Origin of the sequence: Vibrio sp. Y2-5 (assembly GCF_014596725.1) — a bacterium.
In the GTDB taxonomy this organism is placed as follows: Bacteria; Pseudomonadota; Gammaproteobacteria; order Enterobacterales; family Vibrionaceae; genus Vibrio.
The window spans coordinates 14,470-34,819 of the sequence record NZ_JACVEG010000009.1 but is presented as its reverse complement, the minus strand read 5'-3'; the positions used below and the strand labels follow the sequence as shown (position 1 = coordinate 34,819).

Annotated in this window: 21 protein-coding genes; 13 read left to right on the top strand and 8 right to left on the bottom strand. The window is 46.5% G+C overall.

All coding sequences use genetic code 11. The annotated features are described in order from the left end of the window. Positions 1-21 precede the first annotated feature (21 nt). From urtB to HUO09_RS18015, 13 genes are all read left to right on the top strand, one after another. Positions 22-1,632, top strand: coding sequence for an urea ABC transporter permease subunit UrtB (gene urtB, locus HUO09_RS18075; RefSeq protein ID WP_188234973.1), 1,611 nt, complete (start codon positions 22-24; stop codon positions 1,630-1,632). A gap of 2 nt (positions 1,633-1,634) precedes the next feature. After that, entirely contained in the window at positions 1,635-2,720 is a 1,086-nt protein-coding gene (urtC, locus tag HUO09_RS18070) for an urea ABC transporter permease subunit UrtC (protein WP_188234905.1), read from the top strand. Further along, complete coding sequence (urtD, locus tag HUO09_RS18065) at positions 2,717-3,556, top strand: urea ABC transporter ATP-binding protein UrtD (RefSeq protein WP_167411113.1); 840 nt, start codon at positions 2,717-2,719, stop codon at positions 3,554-3,556. The genes urtC and urtD overlap by 4 nt, the downstream gene beginning before the upstream one ends. Continuing rightward, complete coding sequence (gene urtE, locus HUO09_RS18060) at positions 3,550-4,245, top strand: urea ABC transporter ATP-binding subunit UrtE (protein WP_167411112.1); 696 nt, start codon at positions 3,550-3,552, stop codon at positions 4,243-4,245. The genes urtD and urtE overlap by 7 nt, the downstream gene beginning before the upstream one ends. A 13-nt stretch (positions 4,246-4,258) precedes the next feature. Next, positions 4,259-5,110 carry an urease accessory protein UreD gene (locus HUO09_RS18055; RefSeq protein WP_223159489.1) on the top strand — a complete coding sequence of 284 codons (852 nt, stop codon included), beginning with the start codon at positions 4,259-4,261 and terminating at the stop codon, positions 5,108-5,110. Positions 5,111-5,135: 25 nt separating this feature from the next. After that, on the top strand, positions 5,136-5,438 hold the full coding sequence (gene ureA / locus HUO09_RS18050; RefSeq protein ID WP_167411110.1) for an urease subunit gamma: 303 nt from the start codon (positions 5,136-5,138) through the stop codon (positions 5,436-5,438). A gap of 8 nt (positions 5,439-5,446) precedes the next feature. Next, positions 5,447-5,752, top strand: a complete 306-nt coding sequence (locus HUO09_RS18045; protein ID WP_188234903.1) for an urease subunit beta — start codon at positions 5,447-5,449, stop codon at positions 5,750-5,752. 10 nt (positions 5,753-5,762) lie between these two features. Further along, on the top strand, positions 5,763-7,469 hold the full coding sequence (gene ureC, locus HUO09_RS18040) for an urease subunit alpha (protein ID WP_188234902.1): 1,707 nt from the start codon (positions 5,763-5,765) through the stop codon (positions 7,467-7,469). 23 nt (positions 7,470-7,492) lie between these two features. Continuing rightward, positions 7,493-8,047, top strand: coding sequence for an urease accessory protein UreE (gene ureE, locus HUO09_RS18035; protein WP_188234901.1), 555 nt, complete (start codon positions 7,493-7,495; stop codon positions 8,045-8,047). Next, a complete protein-coding gene (locus tag HUO09_RS18030) occupies positions 8,047-8,709 on the top strand; it encodes an urease accessory protein UreF (RefSeq protein ID WP_167411106.1) in 663 nt (220 codons plus the stop codon). The genes ureE and HUO09_RS18030 overlap by 1 nt, the downstream gene beginning before the upstream one ends. A gap of 2 nt (positions 8,710-8,711) precedes the next feature. After that, complete coding sequence (gene ureG, locus HUO09_RS18025) at positions 8,712-9,356, top strand: urease accessory protein UreG (RefSeq protein WP_188234900.1); 645 nt, start codon at positions 8,712-8,714, stop codon at positions 9,354-9,356. A 48-nt stretch (positions 9,357-9,404) separates the two neighbouring features. Next, positions 9,405-9,947, top strand: a complete 543-nt coding sequence (locus HUO09_RS18020) for a HupE/UreJ family protein (protein ID WP_167411104.1) — start codon at positions 9,405-9,407, stop codon at positions 9,945-9,947. Between the two features lie 200 nt (positions 9,948-10,147). Beyond that, positions 10,148-11,095 carry an AEC family transporter gene (locus HUO09_RS18015; protein ID WP_188234899.1) on the top strand — a complete coding sequence of 316 codons (948 nt, stop codon included), beginning with the start codon at positions 10,148-10,150 and terminating at the stop codon, positions 11,093-11,095. Here HUO09_RS18015 and HUO09_RS18010 read toward each other — a convergent pair. The 8 genes from HUO09_RS18010 to napF all read right to left on the bottom strand — a co-directional run bounded on the left by HUO09_RS18010 (position 11,090) and on the right by napF (position 20,258). Continuing rightward, on the bottom strand, positions 11,090-14,197 hold the full coding sequence (locus HUO09_RS18010; RefSeq protein WP_223159488.1) for an efflux RND transporter permease subunit: 3,108 nt from the start codon (positions 14,195-14,197) through the stop codon (positions 11,090-11,092). The two genes, HUO09_RS18015 and HUO09_RS18010, sit on opposite strands and share 6 nt — an antisense overlap. Then, positions 14,194-15,486, bottom strand: a complete 1,293-nt coding sequence (locus HUO09_RS18005; protein WP_188234898.1) for an efflux RND transporter periplasmic adaptor subunit — start codon at positions 15,484-15,486, stop codon at positions 14,194-14,196. The genes HUO09_RS18010 and HUO09_RS18005 overlap by 4 nt, the downstream gene beginning before the upstream one ends. A gap of 182 nt (positions 15,487-15,668) precedes the next feature. Next, positions 15,669-15,803: a TIGR02808 family protein gene (locus HUO09_RS18000; protein WP_167411101.1), complete on the bottom strand. Its 135-nt coding sequence runs from the start codon at positions 15,801-15,803 to the stop codon at positions 15,669-15,671. An 11-nt stretch (positions 15,804-15,814) separates the two neighbouring features. Then, positions 15,815-16,393 carry a NapC/NirT family cytochrome c gene (locus HUO09_RS17995; RefSeq protein ID WP_167411100.1) on the bottom strand — a complete coding sequence of 193 codons (579 nt, stop codon included), beginning with the start codon at positions 16,391-16,393 and terminating at the stop codon, positions 15,815-15,817. A gap of 26 nt (positions 16,394-16,419) precedes the next feature. Beyond that, positions 16,420-16,881, bottom strand: a complete 462-nt coding sequence (locus HUO09_RS17990; RefSeq protein WP_167411099.1) for a nitrate reductase cytochrome c-type subunit — start codon at positions 16,879-16,881, stop codon at positions 16,420-16,422. 87 nt (positions 16,882-16,968) lie between these two features. Then, positions 16,969-19,458, bottom strand: coding sequence for a periplasmic nitrate reductase subunit alpha (gene napA, locus HUO09_RS17985; RefSeq protein ID WP_188234897.1), 2,490 nt, complete (start codon positions 19,456-19,458; stop codon positions 16,969-16,971). Further along, positions 19,455-19,760: a chaperone NapD gene (locus tag HUO09_RS17980; protein ID WP_167411097.1), complete on the bottom strand. Its 306-nt coding sequence runs from the start codon at positions 19,758-19,760 to the stop codon at positions 19,455-19,457. The genes napA and HUO09_RS17980 overlap by 4 nt, the downstream gene beginning before the upstream one ends. 15 nt (positions 19,761-19,775) lie before the next feature. Then, complete coding sequence (gene napF / locus HUO09_RS17975) at positions 19,776-20,258, bottom strand: ferredoxin-type protein NapF (protein ID WP_188234896.1); 483 nt, start codon at positions 20,256-20,258, stop codon at positions 19,776-19,778. Between the last annotated feature and the right edge of the window lie 92 nt (positions 20,259-20,350).

The following is a 20,350-nucleotide window of genomic DNA, read 5'->3' as shown; positions in this document are numbered from 1 at the left end:
ATTGCGACCGATACCAGACGAATGGCTCTGGTGTGGTTGCTTGGAGTGACAGCCTTATGTGTGACTTCTTTGGCGCAAGCCGAGACGAGCGCTTCATTCGATGAAGGCTTACAAGCGATTTCAACACTCAAATTCAATCAAATTAAATCTGGGGTTGATAGCATTCTGCAAAGTGGTGATGAACGGGCTGCCGATGTGTTGGGGTTGCTGCTCAATGGCGACTTATACGTCGAAAAATCAAGCAAAACATTGGTGGTGATTAAAGCCAAAGAGGGCCGTGATTATACGATTCAGCCGCTTTTATCAACCAACGAGGGTGATACCTCGATAGTGACATCCCGTGCGATTAAAAAAGTCGGTATCAATAATAGCCTGCGTGGAAAATTAAAGGCGGCTATTGCTGCACTGAGTATTTCTCATCCCAATCCGGATAAACGCATTGATGCGATCAACCAGCTAATGGGTGCTATGGACCAAGAGAGTTATCAACTCCTCAAAGATCACTTAGTGAAAGAGTCTGATGCCAAAGTGAAAGACCTAGGCTCAACAGCGTTGGCTATCTACGATTTGAAAAACAGCAGTGATGAGAGTGTGCTGGAACAAGCGATTGAAATGCTCCAACCCAGCTATCAACCAACAGCGCGTAATGCACTCAATCAGTTTGTTAGCGACCAGCCGGACAGCGCATTAGTTGGCGCAGCCAGAATTGCATTAAGCAGCATCGAACAGCGTGAGAAAGTGGCGGACATAACGCAAACTCTGTTTTTCGGTTTAAGCCTAGGCTCGGTATTGGTATTGGCGGCGATTGGTCTGGCTATTACCTTTGGCGTAATGGGCGTGATTAACATGGCTCATGGTGAACTCATCATGTTGGGCGCCTACACCACTTATGTGGTTCAAACCCTAATGCCAGAACATATTGGTTTGTCAGTGTTTATCTCAATACCTTTGGCATTTGTTGTTTCTGCTGCGGTGGGTGTGCTGATCGAACGCTGCGTAATTCGCTTCTTGTACGGTCGTCCGTTAGAGACTCTGCTAGCGACATTTGGTATCAGCCTAATCCTGCAACAAGCGGTTCGAACTATTTTCTCACCTCTAAATCGCTCGGTTTCTACACCGGAGTTTATGCAAGGTGTAATTGAAATAAACCCTCTGCTTAGTCTGACGTTAAACCGTTTATACATCATTGTGTTTTGTCTGATTGTGTTTGCCCTTTTGTATCTGATTTTGAACTACACCCGCTTAGGTATTGAGGTTCGCGCTGTTTCGCAAAACCGCAGTATGGCACGTGCCATGGGTGTTCGCTCTGAATGGGTCGATGCCATGACCTTCGGTTTAGGTTCGGGTATTGCGGGCATTGCTGGCGTTGCGTTAAGTCAGCTAACTAACGTAGGACCAAACCTTGGTCAGGCGTACATCATTGACTCTTTCATGGTGGTGGTATTTGGCGGCGTAGGCAACTTATGGGGAACGCTGGTGGCGGGTATGTCGCTAGGTGTGGCAAACAAAGTTCTTGAACCTTGGGCTGGCGCCGTTCTGGCGAAAATCCTAGTGCTTGTGTTCATCATTCTATTTATTCAGAAAAAGCCCCGAGGATTATTCCCTCAGAAAGGGCGTTCTGCGGAGGGATAATCATGGTGTATCAACCGAAGTTATTTGATCGCTCTACCATGACATTTCTACTGGTTCTGGCAGTCGCTTTGTGTGTGATTCCAGCGATGAACATGTTGGTAGGGTCAGCAAACCCGTTCCATATCTCTACTTATACCGTCACTTTGATGGGTAAGTATTTAACTTACGCGTTGCTTGCTGTCGCCGTGGACTTGGTATGGGGGTATCTGGGCATTCTGAGCTTAGGTCATGCGGCATTCTTTGCTTTGGGTGGCTATGCGATGGGTATGTATCTGATGCGTCAGATCGGTGACCGTGGCATTTACGGCAACCCTGAACTGCCAGATTTTATGGTGTTCCTCAACTGGAAAGAATTGCCTTGGTTTTGGCACGGTTTCGACCAGTTCTGGTTTGCTGCTTTAATGATTGTGTTAGCTCCTGGTGTGCTTGCTTTTGTTTTTGGCTGGCTAGCGTTTCGTTCTCGCGTAACGGGGGTGTATCTATCAATCATCACTCAAGCGCTGACTTATGCATTAATGCTGGCATTTTTCCGTAACGAAATGGGCTTTGGTGGTAACAACGGCTTAACCGATTTCAAAGACTTACTGGGTTTTGATTTACAGGCCAACTCAACGCGAATTACGTTGTTCATCTTATCGGGTGTAGCGCTTGGCCTTGGATATTTAGCGTGTCGCTTTATCGTGGTCAGTCGATTAGGTCGAGTTGCGATGGCTGTGCGCGATGCGGAATCTCGCACCCGTTTCACTGGTTACAAAGTGGAATACATCAAGTTAGCGATCTTTTGTTTCTCTGCGGTTTTAGCTGGTATTGCCGGTGCTTTGTATGTACCGCAAGTGGGCATCATCAACCCTTCTGAATTTTCTCCGCTCAACTCAATTGAGCTAGTGGTTTGGGTCGCATTGGGTGGACGCGCCACCTTGTACGGTGCGGTTGTTGGCGCGATAGCGGTGAACTACGCCAAAACTTATTTAACGGCTGCTTTGCCAGAGGTATGGCTGTTTAGCCTTGGTGCTATGTTCGTTTTAGTGACCTTGTTCCTGCCAAAAGGTGTGGTTGGCTTAATCAAAACCAAGGAGGCAAACGCATGAGCTTAAGAGATTTTGCAAGGTCAATGACGGACAGAGAACATGTTTACGATTTCCTTGTACCTAAAGTAAACCCAATGCTGAGCGTCGGCCATGGCTGTTTACTTTACCTTGAAGGTTTAACGGTCAGTTTTGACGGCTTTAAAGCGATTAATGATCTGAATTTGTACATCAATGAGGGCGAACTGCGCTGCATTATTGGTCCTAATGGCGCGGGCAAAACCACCATGATGGACATTATTACTGGCAAAACTCGCCCAGACAGTGGCAGTGCTTGGTTTGGGCAGAACATTGATTTGCTTGAGCTGAGTGAGCCGGAAATCGCGCAAGCAGGAATCGGCCGTAAATTCCAAAAACCGACGGTGTTTGAAAACCAAACCGTATTTAACAACCTTGAATTGGCAATGGCGGGTGCTAAAACCGTTCGTTCAACGTTGTTCGCCAAACTCAGCTCTTCGGATATTGATTACATCGATTATGTGCTGAAACAAATTGGTTTAGAGCCTCAGCGATTTCTACTTGCTGGCGCGCTGTCTCACGGGCAAAAACAGTGGTTGGAAATCGGCATGCTACTGATGCAAAACCCAAAACTATTGTTGGTGGATGAACCTGTCGCAGGCATGACTCATCAGGAGATGGACAGAACTGGCGAGCTACTTACCAGCCTCGCTGGTGAACGCACCATTGTGTTGGTTGAACACGATATGGATTTTGTTCGCTCCATTGCTAAAAACGTCACGGTGCTTCATCAAGGTTCTGTGTTAGCCGAAGGTACGATGGATCAGGTGCAAAGCAACCCCAAAGTGGTTGAAGTCTATTTGGGAGAAGAAGCATGTTAACGGTTAAGGGATTAAACCAGTTTTACGGCCAGAGCCATACCTTGTGGGATTTAGACCTCAATGTGGAAGAGGGAAAATGCACTTGTTTGATGGGGCGTAACGGCGTGGGTAAAACTACATTACTGCAATGTGTAATGGGCTTACTCGCTACGCAGAGCGGCCAAATCGAATATTTAGGTCAAGACATAGCAACTTTACCAGCTGAAAAACGTGCTCCGTTAGGCATCGGTTATGTGCCTCAAGGTCGCCAAATTTTCCCGCTTCTGACCGTGGAAGAGAACCTGCGTATTGGTCTGCCGATTCGAGGCGATAAAAGTAAAAACGTACCGGATTTTATCTATGAGCTTTTTCCTGTGTTAAAGGAGATGTTGCATCGTCGCGGCGGTGACCTTTCTGGTGGTCAGCAACAACAACTTGCGATTGGTCGTGCATTGGTTATTAATCCAAAACTGCTGATTTTGGATGAGCCAACAGAGGGTATACAACCTAACGTGGTGGCTGAAATTGGTGACATCATCCGCCGTTTAAACCAAGAAATTGGTCTGACGGTATTGCTGGTGGAACAGAAACTACCCTTTGCCAGAAAAGTGGCGGATCGATTCTGTATTCTTGACCGTGGACGCCAAGTGGCAATGGGTGAAATGACAGCGCTTAATGATGCGTTAGTTAAAGAATACCTAACGGTTTAGCGCTATGAATCTTATGTCTAAGTTCGATCTCATCAGTCAAACCGAGCGCCATTGGCCAGCCTTTCTCTCTCTCGGTTTTGATAACGACGGAGAGAAAACTCGAATGCATCAGATGGCATTTCAAGGGCCACTGCGTGTGCAGCGTCCTTTCTATCCAGAGCAGGATGTATGTCATGTTTATCTGCTGCATCCTCCCGGTGGTTTGGTATCAGGTGATGACCTAAGCATTCAGGTGGAATGCGCACAAAGCAGCCATGCACTGATCACCACACCTTCAGCGGGGAAAATCTATCGTGCGGACAGCCAAGGCGGCGCGCAACGTCAACAAGTTCATATCGATGTACACAATGCCAGTTGCGAATGGATGCCAATGGAAACCATCGTATTTGATGGCGCGCACGGCAAGCTGTCGACCAGAGTGAACTTGTATGGTGAAGCGAAATTCGTTGGCATCGATGTGTTTTGCTTGGGTAGACCCAAAAGCCACCTGCCTTTTGTTAGCGGCAGTGTTGAACAGCGTTTGGCGGTTTACTTAGAAGACAAGCCGATTCTGCTTGAACGCCAATATCTGTCTGCTGACGATCCGCTTCTTACCGCAATGAGTGGTTTTAATCATCATCTGGTTTCTGGAACGTTAGTGATCTTCGGTATCGAAGACGCAGATGTTGCGGTGACAAAGCTAAGAGATTCGCTCAACACGGAGCAAACCACGCTCAGTGTCACCCATCGTATGGGGGTGATTGTAGTTCGCTATTTGGGCGATTGTAGTGAACAGGCACAGCAACAACTACGAGGTTGCTGGCAGCTGCTAAGGCCTTCGCTTATGGGCAAAGAACCTTGCCCACCAAGGATTTGGAACACCTGATTCAAGACTATTTCAGAGGGACGATATGGAATTATCACCAAGAGACAAGGATAAACTGCTGCTGTTTACTGCAGCGTTAGTTGCTGAACGCCGCTTGGCCAAAGGCATCAAACTCAACTATCCGGAAGCGAGTGCATACATCTCTGCCGCCATTATGGAAGGGGCGCGTGAAGGTAAAACAGTCGCTCAGTTGATGAGTGAAGGGCGGACACTTCTGAGCAAAAGCGAGGTCATGGACGGCATTGCGGAGCTACTGGAAGAAGTGCAAGTAGAAGCGACCTTTCCCGACGGGACCAAACTGGTCACCGTTCACAACCCGATTCAGTAGGAGGCGGTATGAAGCCTGGAGAATACCAACTGCAATCTGCGCCCATTGAACTGAACTCTGGCCGCAAAACCTTGAGCATTTCAGTGGTGAATCATGGCGACCGACCTGTGCAAGTAGGCAGTCACTACCATTTCTTTGAAACCAACCCTGCGCTCGATTTTGAGCGCGAAAAAACCAAGGGCATGCGCTTGAACATAGCCGCAGGTACGGCTGTGCGTTTTGAACCGGGGCAGACTCGTAATGTTGAGTTGGTTGAGCTTGATGGAAGTCGGGAAGTTTACGGTTTCCGCGCGGAAGTGATGGGTAAGGTTTGAGGAGCTGACGATGGCAGAAATATCTAGGGCTGCGTACGCCGATATGTACGGGCCGACAACCGGAGACAAAGTTCGCTTGGCGGACACAGAGCTGTGGATTCAGGTTGAGAAAGATTTTACGACTTATGGCGACGAAGTGAAGTTCGGTGGCGGTAAGGTGATTCGTGACGGTATGGGGCAAGGGCAAAAATGCCGTGATGAAGTGGTGGACTGCGTGATCACCAATGCTTTGATTCTTGATCACTGGGGTATTGTGAAAGCGGATATCGGTATCAAAGATGGCAAGATCCACGCAATTGGCAAAGCGGGTAATCCCGACATTCAGCCTAATGTAACGATTAATATTGGTGCCAGCACCGAAGTGATTGCGGGAGAAGGGCATATAGTGACGGCTGGCGCAATCGACGCGCACATTCATTTTATCTGTCCGCAGCAAATCGAAGAAGCCCTGATGTCGGGTACGACGACTATGTTGGGTGGAGGCACGGGACCTGCAACAGGGACTAACGCTACTACCTGTACACCGGGGGCGTGGAACCTTGCTCAGATGCTTCGTAGTACCGATTTAATGCCAATGAACTTCGGTTTCCTCGGTAAAGGTAATGCCAGTTTACCGCAAGCGTTGGAAGAGCAACTTGAAGCGGGTGCATGTGGTTTAAAACTGCATGAGGACTGGGGAACCACACCAGCTTCCATCGATAACTGCTTGGCAGTGGCAGAGAAGTACGATGTGCAGGTTGCGATTCATACCGACACGTTAAACGAATCAGGTTTTGTAGAAGATACTCTCGCGGCATTCAAAGGTCGTACGATTCACACCTACCATACGGAAGGTGCGGGTGGTGGTCATGCTCCGGATATTATTGTCGCTTGTGGCCAGCCGAATGTGCTTCCTTCTTCGACCAACCCGACTCGTCCTTACACAGTAAACACCGTGGATGAACACCTCGACATGTTGATGGTGTGTCACCACCTCGACCCTAACATTCCTGAAGATGTGGCGTTTGCTGATTCTCGTATCCGTAAAGAGACCATTGCGGCAGAAGATATTCTGCATGACTTAGGCGCTTTTTCGATGATTGCTTCTGACTCACAGGCAATGGGTCGAGTGGGAGAAGTGATTTGTCGTACTTGGCAAACCGCGCACAAGATGAAAGTGCAACGCGGCTTATTGCCAGAAGATGAAGAGCGTCAGGCGGATAACTTCCGCGCCAAGCGTTACATCGCTAAATACACCATTAACCCAGCTATCGCGCATGGCATCTCTCACGTTGTGGGCTCTCTAGAAGTAGGTAAGTTGGCGGATATCGTGCTGTGGAAGCCAGCTTTCTTCGGCATTAAGCCTGCCCTAATTATCAAAGGCGGTTTTATTGCTGCTGCGCCAATGGGCGATGCAAATGCTTCGATTCCGACGCCTCAACCTGTGCATTATCGCTATATGTTTGGCGGCTTCGGCACTGCTGGCGCAGCTACGTCTGTGACCTTCACTAGTAAAGCAGCAATGGAGAACGGCTTACAGCAAACGCTAGGACTGAAACGCGAGTTAGCCGCGTGTCTCAACAGTCGCAACGTGACCAAAAACGACATGATTCATAACGACTACATGCCAGTGATCAGCGTTGATCCGCAAACCTACGAGGTGAAAGCTGATGGGCAGCTATTAACTTGCGACCCAGCAACGGAACTGCCTCTGGCACAGCGTTATTCGTTGTTCTGAGAAACCGAACTAAGGAGAGTTGTATGTTGAAAGTTGTAGGACGTTCCGATCATTTCCATGGAGCAGTGTTGGATAACGTGATTTTGCCTTTTGCACTGCGTCAGAAAGGTCGATTCAGAGCAATGAGTCAGTCAGGTTTGGATGTGGGAGTGTTTTTACCTCGAGGTGACGTGCTCAAACACGGTGACTACCTTCACACAGAGTGCGGACAAGTATTGGTTGTCGTTGCGGAAAAAGAATCCGTCGTGACGGCGAAAACCGATGATTGGGAAACCTTTGCTAAGGCGTGTTACCACATGGGTAACCGCCATGTTCCTATGGCGATAGGCCAATGTTGGCTGCGATTCCAACCGGATCATGTATTGCAAGAGATGGTGGAAATGATGGGGTTGGTGTGTGAAGCCCAACTGGCAGAATTTACGCCAGAAAATGGCGCTTATCATGGCAGTGGTAAAGGTCATCATCACGGGCATGAGCATGACCATTCACATGATCACCAGCCGCACGATCACGACCATGATCATTCTCATGGACACAGCCATTCGCACATCGAAAGCCATGGGGAGCATCATCACTAATGCAAATTTCAGCGTTGTTATCTCTGCTGCATTTAAGTAGCCCAAGTTTGCCAATAGGCGCTTTTGCTTATAGCCAAGGCTTGGAAGGCGCGGTGGAACTGCAATGGGTGAAGGATGAAGCAAGCTTAAAGGCATGGCTGTCGCCACTATTGAGAAGCGGGCAAGCAAATTTGGAGTTGCCACTGTTAAAACGCTTTTATCAGGCTTGGCAATTAAACGATCTAAACCAAATCGACTATTGGCAACAGGTGTTACTGGCAAATCGAGAAACCGCAGAGTTGGTGATGGAAGAGCAGAAACTTGGGCAAACTCTTCATCGGTTATTGGCGAGTTTGGATGTTGAACTAGACGGCAATACTCGCAGCATGAGTTATCTGCCGTTATACGCCAAAGCCTGTGTCCACTTTAACGTGCCGCTAAAAGTAGCAGCGACAGGTTGGCTGTGGTCTTGGTTGGAAAATCAGGTCACGGTGGCTTGTAAAACAGTGCCTCTTGGGCAGACGTCTGCTCAGAAAGTGCTGATTGAAATGATGCCAGTAATAGAGCAGGCAATCGAAACAGGTTTATCCGTCAGTGACGACAACATCGGGCTGACACTACCCAATTTTGCCATGGTGAGTGCATGGCATGAGACTCAATATTCAAGATTATTTAGGAGTTAAATATGAGCACACAATGTTTACGAGTAGGCGTCGGTGGCCCGGTAGGCTCCGGTAAAACAGCATTACTACGTCAGTTATGCTCGGCAATGCGTGAACACTACAATCTTGCGGTGGTCACCAATGACATATACACCAAGGAAGATGCTGAGTTTTTGATGCGCCATGAGGCGTTGGATATCGACAGAATTATGGGTGTTGAAACAGGTGGTTGTCCGCACACTGCGATTCGCGAAGATGCTTCCATGAACCTTGCTGCTATTGACGAACTGCAACACCGTCATCCGGGTTTGGAATTGGTGCTGGTGGAAAGCGGCGGCGACAACCTTAGCGCAACCTTCAGCCCAGAACTCTCAGACTTGACGCTGTATGTGATCGACGTTTGTGCGGGCGACAAGATTCCGCGTAAAGGTGGTCCGGGTATCACTAAGTCTGATCTACTAATTATCAATAAAACTGATCTTGCGCCAATGGTTAACGCATCACTTGAAGTTATGGACAGAGATGCGAAGAAAATGCGCGGTGAAAAGCCGTTTGTGTTCACTAATCTAATTCGTGGTGACGGCCTTAAAACGGTGATCGACTTTATCGTTCAGCAAGGCATGTTGGCAGAGCGCGACGTAGATGTAGTTGTCACGGAACAGGTATAGAAGAGCAGCAGTAATTGGCTGTCGTAACAAAGAAAAAGGAACTTTTAAATGAAATTATCTCTTAGCAAAATTATCACAGGTGCCTCTCTTTTCGCTGCAAGTACGCCTAGTTTCGCTCATACTGGTCATGCTATGCATGCGAGCTTTTCTGAAGGCTTTTTGCACCCGTTAACGGGTGTCGACCATTTAGCGGCTTTGGTTCTCATCGGCTTTTTCGCCGCAGGCTATAGCTACAAAAAATCGGCGCAAATCATTGCTTGTTTTGCAGCGGCCTTAATGGCGGGTTTCTTTGTCGGTGTAGAGTGGTCGAATGCGTCACAAGTGGAATCATTGGTGGCGGGTTCTTTGATTGCATTGCCTATCGCTCTGTATGCGTACCGAAAAACAGGGGCGATTAAGTGGATTTCTATGATCAGTATTGCCGCCTTTAGTGCTTGTCATGGTTTGGTTCAAGGTGCGGAAGCGATTGGCGCTGTAAGTGAGTTTGGATTAGGTTCGTTGGCTGCCAGCGTCATGGTGATGGTTAGCGTCAATATGATGGTCAAAGTGATTCGTAATGCAGTAGATCATTTCACTGCGGTAAAACAGTAATGTTATAGCTTTTAGCAGTTTATAGCTGCGTTAAACAGTGAGAACAAAGGGGCTGAGAGCCCCTTTGCTTGTATGTGTCGCTTATCATTAGTGAATGACATTATTTAAATATGAAAATATATTTACAAAAAGCATTGTAATGACCTAGTTAAGCTGAGATAACTAATTGGGTCTGTGCATTAGATGTAAGGTCTACCTTTGTGAACCCATTTGTCTTTACTTTTAGCATCATTTTCAGTGGCTTTGTGCTGGGATTGTTTTTCCAACGTTATCTTAAACAGCGCTCATCTTTTGTCAGTTTGCTCTTAACCAAGATTTCGTTGATGGTTCTGATTCCGTTTAGCGTGTTTGTCTCTTTATGGCAGTTAAACAATATTCGCACTGAGTTACTGTACCTGCCTTTTATTGGCGCAGGGGTGATCGCTGCGGGCACTTTGGTCGGAATAGTTGTCGCGAGGAAGAACAAGTTGACGCCAGTGCAAACAGGGGCGCTCGTGCCAGTGACCGCGCTCTACAACATTGGTGCGCTTGGTAACCTTGTTCTGTTTATCACATTCGGTGAAAACGGTGTGGCAATGATGGCTCTATTTAAACTGTTTGAAGAGCTGACCTATTTTGGTCTGGTTTTCCCGTACGCAAAATCCAAGTCTCAAGATGAAGCGCTGAAGTCCACGAAAAACAAGCAAGTGTGGAAAGACCCCATTTTCCTCATCGCCATTTGCGCTATTTCTTCAGGCTTATTGCTCAATGTTGCAGGTATTGAACGTCCTGAATTTCTCCTTTCAGTGAGCCATTGGACAATTCCAGTAGGTACATTTTTGTTGATTGCTTCTGTCGGTTTAACTTTCAACTTAAAAGGTGGGAAGCGCTGGCAAAAAGTAGCGATAACGGCAACCATAGCTCGCTCTTTTGGCGCAGTATTAGTGGTTTTATTGCTGCTTTCATTGTTTAACCTTTGGCAGGTTGAAGGCCAATTGGTCGCGAAGGTGTGTTTGGTGCTGGCAGTGATGCCCACAGCATTTATGGGGACGCTACCAGCAGTGCTTTATGGCTTGGACAAAGAAGTGGCGAATACCAGTTGGATTACCAGTTACTTCGTTTCCATGGTTCTTACGCCAATCATGCTTGTTTTCCTGAGCACGCTATAAAGCGTGCTCAGTTGTATCGATGGTTAAGTCGCTTCCACATAATTTTGGATTAATGTCATTCAAGATCAACAAAACACAAGATACGACAACGGCAGCAAGCAGTGTTGCACTTACCAGACCGAACGCAATACTGGCAATCAATGGAATTAAGAATTGCGCTTGAGTGCTGGTTTCAGTCAGCAAGGGTAGTAGCCCTGCAAACGTGGTGAGTGACGTAATCAATATCGCTCGGAAACGATCATGTATCGCCAGTTTGCAGGCTTGACGAAGTTCCACTCCTTCTGCAACTTTGTCTTTGACAAACGTGACCAGCAGAATATTGTCGTTTACCACGATACCTGCAAGGGTGGCAAAGCCCACCAGGCTTGGAATCGTCAGATCGATTCCCAATCCTAAGTGTCCCCAAACGACGCCAATCCACGCCATAGGAATGGCGAGTAAAACTGCGAATGGTTGAACGAAACTTTTGAACAAAAATGCCAATATCAGATACACGCCAATGATGCCCAAAGTAAAGTAAGTGAGCAGTGATGAGCCAGTGTCTGCGCTCTCCTTGTCCTGACCTTGAGAAGCAAAATGCACGAGTGGGAATTTCTGAGCCATTTGGGGTACAAATTCTAAGTAGAATTGCTGCATGATTTCACGAGCATTCGCTACTTGAGTGTTGATGTTTCCTTGCACTGTGGCTGTTGGAATACCGTTCACTAAGTTAAGGCGAGAGAAAGCTTTACTTTGGGTTAAATCGGCGACAGCCATCAAAGGGATCAGTTTGCCGTTGCTGGCGGTGATAAGAATGTCATTCAGATCTTCAATCGTCGCTTGATGCAGGAAGTTGCTCTGGCGGATGCGAATATCGACGATCTCTCCATCTTGGAACACAGTGAGTTCATTGTCGCCTTTAATGGCGTTACGCAGCGTTTGTGCAACTTGCGCTGCGGTTACGCCCAGTACACCCGCTTGGTCTTTGAGAGTCACTTGAATATCGTCACGCCCGTACCTCAAATCGGAAGATAGATTGAACACACCATCAAACTGTTTCAGCCATTTCATCAAGGCTAAATTTACCGCATAAAGCTGTTGTGGGTCGTTGCCTTGAACACGAATATCAATGCCTATACCCGCGACGCCACGTTCCTTGTCTGTAAATTTAAGAGCAATAACATCGGCAGTCGGGCCAACTTTGCTTTTCCAGTTCTGAATCAGTTGTTTAATGCTTTGCTGACGAAACTGAGCAGGCAACAAATCTGCACTAACCGTTGCCATATGTGGGCCGGAGTCGAAGGCGTCGATGTTGGTGTTATACATAACGGTGATGCTGTTGACTAATGGTTCACCAAACTGCTCTTGATATTCCTTGTCTATCTCTTTTAATGCGGCTTCTACTTTGGTTACTACCGTTTCTGTTTGCGACAACAAGCTGCCTTGGCTTAGTAGTATCCGAGCTTGCAGGGTGTCGCTTTCGAGGGTTGGCATCGCTTTGAATTTAAGAAAGCCTGCGGGAAAGGTCGCCGTTGTGACTGCGACCGCAAATATAAGGATACCAAGACTCAAGTAAGGCGAGCGCATTGCGATTACTGAAAGGGGAACAAAACCTTTGTCGCGCACAAACTCAAACCCAGCGGTAATTCTTCTACGAATGCTGTTGCCATTGGCAACGTCAGGATGATGAGCTAAATGTGAAGGCAGAATGAACATGGCTTCAATTAAGCTCACGATCAGAGTCATCATTAATGCAATCGGGATATAGCGAAGAATGTCACCGAGCTTTCCAGTTAGGAACATCAACGGACCAACGACCATGATGGTGGTAGCAAAAGAGGCAATAACACCCGGTAGTACTTGCTTTGTTCCTTCTATTGCCGCTTGAACAGGAGCCATACCAGCTTCACGTTTCGCCGCGATGTTTTCAGCAATAATCAATGAATCATCCATCAGGATACCGATGGCCACAATCAGCCCGACCATGGTCATCATATTGATGGTGTAACCGAGAATGAGCATGATGAAAAGCGTACCGAGAAATGAGACCGGAAGACCTACCGTTACCCAAAAACTGAAGCGAATGTTGAAGAATGCCCACAAAGTGAGGAAAGCGAGCACAAGCCCCTGTACACCATTACTGCCTAAGATACGAAGACGCTCTTTGATATTGACGCTTACATCTTGAGTAATGGTTAACTCGACCCCTTGTGGAGCCAAAGCCCGTTCTCTATCGATAAGTCTCTCTACGGTTTCGCGCACTTTGAGGGTATCTTGATTTTGGTTTTTTGATACCTGAAGCAGTGCCGCTCTTTTGCCGTTAAACAGAATCTTATCTTCTTCGAGAGCAAATTTTTGTTCGATTGAGGCAATGTCTTTCAAACGCAGTTGAGTGGTGCTGTTGATCATCAAGTTTCCGATCTCATCCACCTGTTTGGCCAGTTGGTCAAAGCGAATGCTGGACTCTGATAAGTCGCTTTTCATGGTGCCAGCAGGAACACTGACATTTTGTTGCTGGATGCGGTTCGATAGATCAGAAATACTCAGGCCATACTGCCTTAGAGTTTCGCTTGGAATTGATACTTCAATCTCTTGATCCGAGAAACCACTAATGGTTACTTGGGCGATATCTGGGCTGGCTTTGAGATTCTGCTTTACTTCGTTTGCATACCAGTAGAGATCCTGGTCAGACATAGGGCCTGTAATTGCAATGCTGACAACCGAAGCTACACGGTCTAGTTTCGTCACTGTAGGCTGTTCTGCACGCTCAGGGAAATCGCTAATCGCATTTACTTTTTGCTGTACTTCACTGGTCAGAATATCGATGTTTTCGCCACGGTTGATTTCCACATTGCCAATCGCGACGTTTTCCCGTGCATCACAAGTGAATTCATAAATGCCATCCAATTTATCCATCGCATCTTGAAGAGGTATACAGATCTCATCCGCCACTTCTTTTGGCGACGCTCCCGGATAGCTTACCTTCACTTCAATATTGGTGGTTGGCGTTAAAGGAAAGGTGTCTTTTTGCATTTTAGGCAGGGCATATATCCCAAGCAGCAATATCGCTATCATCAGAACATTGGCAGCGGTTTTGTGTTGAGCAAAGTAGGCGATCATCATTCATCTCCCTTTGCTTGTTGGCTTATCCACTGCACCATGGCTTTATCTGGCTGTGGTTTTAGCTTCATGCCTTCTACAGCGGGTTGCAACTGACTAACCACAACCATATCACCTTCGTGAACACCGGATTTAAGTACCGCGATTTGGCCTTGAGTGAAGTCCACTTCTACTGGTTGAATAGCGAGTTGATTGTCTTTCACCACATAGATGTTGCCGCTATGAATAGCGTTTATTGGCACAATCATCTGGTTATCAAGTTGCGATGATTTCAGCGTAACTTTTACAAAGGTGTCTCGAATCAGCGGTGGTTTTTTCCCAGGCTGAGCTTGGCGATAAGGTTCTGGAATGCGAACAATAAGAGTCTGGCTCTGTGTTTGTGCGTCAATTATGCCGCCACTTCGGTCAACGATGCCTTGCCAGTGAATTTGCTTGTCGCCTGCGCTTAGGGTGACAGTGGCTTCTAAATCGTTGTGCAGTGAGTTGTCGAAGTTTTGCGATTGACTCGCTCTGCGCAGTGGTCTCATCTTGCCAATCGAATATTGTGCCAGCACTTCTACCGAGTCCATAGCATCGGATTGGAGCAGTGCTTGTCCTTTGTTTACATACTCTTCTACATCAATGTTGGTAGCCGTAATGCGAATGTCATAAGGCGCTCTTACTTCGGTATGGCTGAGATCACGTCGCGCAATGTCAAGTTCAGCGTTTAATACCTGCTGTTCAGCAAGGGTAATTGCTTGTTCGTTTTTCAGATTTTGTAGCAGTTGTTGTTTGCTGAGCAGATCGCGCTTGGCTTTGTCTTTTTCGGTTTGAGAAAGATGACCAGTTTTCGCTAGTCGCTCACTGCGTTGGTATTCTTCTTGTTGCAGTTTGTAATCTTGTGCGGCAATGGAATAACTTACGCCTAGGGTTTGATATTTGAGTTTTGAAACGTCCAGTTCAGCATTGAGTTTAGTGATAGCGAGTTGATAAGCGGAGTCATCGAGTCGCAATAAAGGTTCACCTTTCGACACAAAAGCCCCGTTTTTGAAGTTGTCAGACACCCATATCACTCTTCCTTCAACTTCCGCTTGAGCTTGCCATTCTTGTTCTGGTTGAGTGTAGCCATAACCGATAACACTCGGTTGAATGGCAAGAGGTTTCATTTTGATCACACGAACAACTTTTGTTGCTCCTGCTTGTTCTGTTTTTGGCGGTTCTGCTTTCATGCTGGGGGCAATAAAGAGAACAATAGCACCTAATACGATTGGCGGAACAATCATTAATCTTTGCATCCAACTGTAGTTCGCCATAGTCACTGTCCCTGAATTATTATTTGTATAAGTAAAAGCTAATGTAAAAGTTGTGAAATAAACAGGTGTCAGCTCCCAATTTATTGCACGTTATTAATTTAGCTTTAACTAAAATAAAAATCCGGTGCTGGGCACCGGATTTGGGTAAAGTTAAGTAAAAAATCGTCAGGGACTACTTACTTTTACGACTCTTTATCTTTGGTCAGGGACAGTATGCCAATCGACACCGCAGCAACACCAACAAACCCACCCAGTATAATTACTGGCATGGCACCGTAACCTAGGATATGCCAGATAACTGATTCAAGTGTACTCATTCCAGCTCTCCTTATTGCCAGCCTTCAACGCCGTGCATGTCTGGTAGGTTATGTGCGATACCTTTGTGGCAGTCAACACAGGTTTTTTCTCCTGAAGCCAGAGCCGTAGAGTGTTGTTGAACACTACGAGTACTCTGCTCTGAAAAATCCATAAATTCAAATTCATGACAGTTTCGACATTCGAGAGAATCATTCTTTTTCATCCTAGCCCATTCTCGTTCGGCTAGATGCGCTCTACGCTCTTTGAATTTTTCTGGTGTATCGATGGTTTTGGTTACGTAGTGGGCAAACAGCTCTTTAGAAGCCTGCACTTTACGCACAATTTTATCTGTCCATTCGTGAGGTACGTGACAGTCAGAACAGATAGCTCGAACACCTGAGCGGTTAGAATAGTGAATGGTTTCCTGAATTTCAGCAACGATTGGTGCATGACAGCCAGAACAGAATTCTTCGGTGTTTGTCATTTCCATACCCGTGTTGAACGCGCCCCAGAATAGCAAGCCGCCCGAAAACCCCAAGAATAAGACAACGCCAGCCGCGGCTTTGCTTGGCCTTGTTAACTTACTCCAAAACGCTTTGAGTAGTTTCATAAATCGCCTCTTAATTTGTGGTTTGCTTAGCGGAGTGATTCAACGCGCTTAAAGTCATTTTCAACCAAAGGTTGAGCGTCCGCTTGAGGAACGTGACATTGCAAACAGAAATAACGACGAGGAGAAACATCAGCCAGAACCGCATCTTCTCGGTTCACAAAGTGCGTGACACTGATTTTTGGCGCGCCCATATCTTTGGCGTTTTTCCAGCTGTGGCAGGCCAAACATTTGTTCGCATCTTTAGTTACTTCGTAGTTACGAATTGAGTGTGGAATCAGTGGTGGTTGATAAACAAAATCCGCTTCTAAAGCTTGTTCACGAGGTACTTTCTTCATTTCGTCAGCACTTCGTGTTTCTTCAAGAAGGCTAGAACCACGTAGAGATTCTAAACCACCCGTTCCGCCAGGAAGATCCAACTCAGCTTGCGCAAAAGCTAAGCCGGATAAAACAGCACTTACAGATAACAGTGCAACCAGTAATTTTTTCATATTACATTCTCCGCCTAATGGCTAAATTCTTTAATGTGGCTGCCCTGAGGACTTTGCAGTAGGGCAGCCTTTATACTCTTGCTTTACTTAAGCCACTTTGGTGATTTTAACTGGACACTTCTTGAAGTCCGTTTGTTTTGAAAGTGGGTCGGTAGCATCTAGGATCAACTTGTTGATCAGAATGCGAGCATCAAAGAATGGTACGAATACCAAGCCTTTTGGCGGCTTGTTACGACCACGAGTTTCTACACGCGCTCTAACTTCACCGCGTTTGTTAGCAATCACAACTTCATCACCACGGCGTAGACCTCGTGCGGCAGCATCTTCGTGATGGATGAAACACACCGCATCAGGGAAAGCTTTGTAAAGTTCAGGTACACGGCGAGTCATACTACCTGTGTGCCAGTGTTCAAGAACACGGCCAGTACATAACCACAAATCATATTCTGCATCTGGCACTTCAGGTGGCGCTTCGTATGGAGCAGAGATGATCAATGCTTTGCCATCTGGCTTGCCGTAGAAATCCCAACCGGTACCTTTCTTCGCGTATGGATCTGAGCCTTCTTTGTAACGCCATAGTGTTTCTTTACCATCCACTACTGGCCAGCGTAGGCCACGAGTCTGGTGGTACATATCGTAAGGTGCTAAATCGTGGCCGTGACCGCGACCGAAAATTGCGTACTCTTCGAAAATACCTTTTTGAACGTAGAAACCAAAGTGGTGTGCGTCATCGTTCAGTTCGCGAGCTTCGCTCACTGGGTATTTGTCGATCTGACCGTTTTTGTACAGCACATCAAACATAGTTTTGCCACGGTATTCAGGCATTTTTGCGAGCAATTCTTCCGGCCACACTTCTTCCATCTTGAAGCGTTTAGAGAATTCCATTAGCTGCCATAAGTCAGATTTTGCTTCACCTACTGTGCCCACTTGTTGGTACCAAGCTTGAGTACGACGCTCTGCGTTACCGTAAGCACCTTCTTTTTCAACCCACATTGCCGTTGGCAGAATCAAGTCAGCCGCTTGCGCTGTCACTGTTGGGTACGGGTCAGAAACTACGATGAAGTTTTCTGGGTTACGATAACCCGGTAGACGTTCCTCGTTGATGTTTGGACCTGCTTGCATGTTGTTATTACATTGAACCCAGTAACAGTTCAGCATGCCATCTTTTAACATACGGTCTTGAAGAACCGCGTGGAAACCCGGTTTTGGTGGGATAGTTCCTTCAGGCAATTTCCACACTTTTTCTGCGATTTCACGGTGTTTAGGGTTTGCAACAACCATGTCTGCTGGCAGACGGTGAGCAAAGGTACCGACTTCACGCGCAGTACCACAAGCCGATGGCTGACCTGTTAGCGAGAATGGGCTGTTACCCGGAGTCGCAATTTTACCCGTCAGCAAGTGGAGGTTATACACAAGGCTTTGCATCCATACACCACGTGTATGTTGGTTCATACCCATGGTCCAAAGCGACATGACTTTGGTATTTGGATCCGCGTACTGTTTCGCAAGTGTGATCAGTTTCTCTTCGCTCACACCTGACAGTTCAGATGCTTTAGCAGCAGTGTATGGTGCTACTGATTTTTTGTACTCTTCAAAAGAGATGCTGCTCATTGAGCCATTGTTCGCATTTTTGGCTTTCTTCTGTAGCGGGTGCTCATCACGCAAACCATAACCGATGTCAGTCACCGCTTGTTTGAAGTTAGTGTGCTTGTTAACAAAATCCCAGTTTACAGCGTCATTTTGAATGATGTAGTTAGCGATAAAGTTGGCAATGGCTAGGTCAGATTGTGGATGGAAAATGTAACCGTGGTCAGCCAACTCAAATGATCGGTGATAGTAAGTAGATAGTACGTTTACTTTAACGTGCTGTTCGCTTAAGCGACGGTCAGTCAGACGGCTCCAAAGAATAGGGTGCATTTCTGCCATGTTCGAACCCCATAAAACAAAAGAGTCCGCATTTTCTAAATCGTCGTAACAACCCATAGGTTCATCAATACCGAAGGTGCGCATAAAGCCCACTACCGCAGATGCCATACAGTGACGCGCGTTCGGGTCGATGTTGTTTGAACGGAAACCAGCCTTCATTAATTTAGCTGCCGCATAACCTTCCATCACTGTCCATTGACCAGAACCAAACATACCGATGCTTGTTGGACCTTTCTTAGCAAGAGACGCTTTCCACTTCTCAGCCATAATGTCGAAAGCTTGATCCCAAGAAATCGGTGCGAAATCGCCATCTTTAGCGTATTCACCATTTCGCATACGAAGCAGAGGTTGAGTAAGACGGTCTTTGCCGTACATGATCTTAGAAAGGAAATACCCTTTGATACAGTTTAGGCCTTTGTTTACTGGTGCTTCAGGGTCACCCTGAGTTGCCACAATACGACCATTTTGTGTACCCACTAAAACCGAGCAGCCAGTACCACAGAAACGACAAGGCGCTTTGTCCCAGGTAATTTTGGTTTGATCAGTGCTAGCAATCAGGTTGGCAGCAGAGGCTGGCAGTGTTACTCCAGCGATAGCTGCAGCTGATGCTGCTGCGTTTGCTTTCACAAACGCTCGTCTTGTCATTTTCATACTTCATCCTCTGTTTGGGATTGTTGAATTCCAGTGTCTTCGTCCAACTGCTCTAAATCTGTTTCGATTTGGTGATAAACCAAAACAGTACTTAGCACGTTAGGTAAATTGTTGATGGCATCAATTGTGTCGGTAATAAAACCTTGGTTCTCAGTTTCTAGAACCACCACAATTTTACCTTCAGGGCTGTCACCGTAGACTTCTGCATTCTCGAACTCTTCGATTTGAGCCTTTATTGATTCAATGTGCTGTGGAAGCACATGAACCACCAAACTTGAAATGTGCACTTCATTCAGTGACATACATTACTCTCATTTTTATATTGCATTGCTTACATGAATAGCTGCTGTTGGGCATACTGAAACACATGCTCCGCAACCACTGCAGTCATCAAAGTTGATGACTGGTTGTGCAACTTTGTTTAACTGCAACTTAAACTGAATGGCCATGGTGTCACAGGACTCACCACAGCTACGACATTCAACGTTTTGATACGCCAAACAATTTTGTTTGATATTCGCTTTAATCTGCCAAGGTGAACTGGACTGTGGAAGGAAGATAGGCTCAGGGCAAACATCGGCACATTGATAACAAAATGTACATTCGCCTTGAGTAAAATCGACAGTTGGAAAACCACCGTCACCATTAATAATGACTTTGGTTTCACAAGCAGAAACACATTTGCCGCAACGTGTACAATCGTCAGTAAACGAAGCTGCTGATTTAACCCAAGGCATGATTATTGCTGAGTCTTCAACAGTTTTACGCGAGAACAATCGACGTCTGGCTAAATCGACCACTACAATCACCTTATTATTAGTAAGCGATAGGTAAATTGTAGCCCATAGATGTTAAGCCACAATTTTCACATATCCATATGAAAATTGTAGTT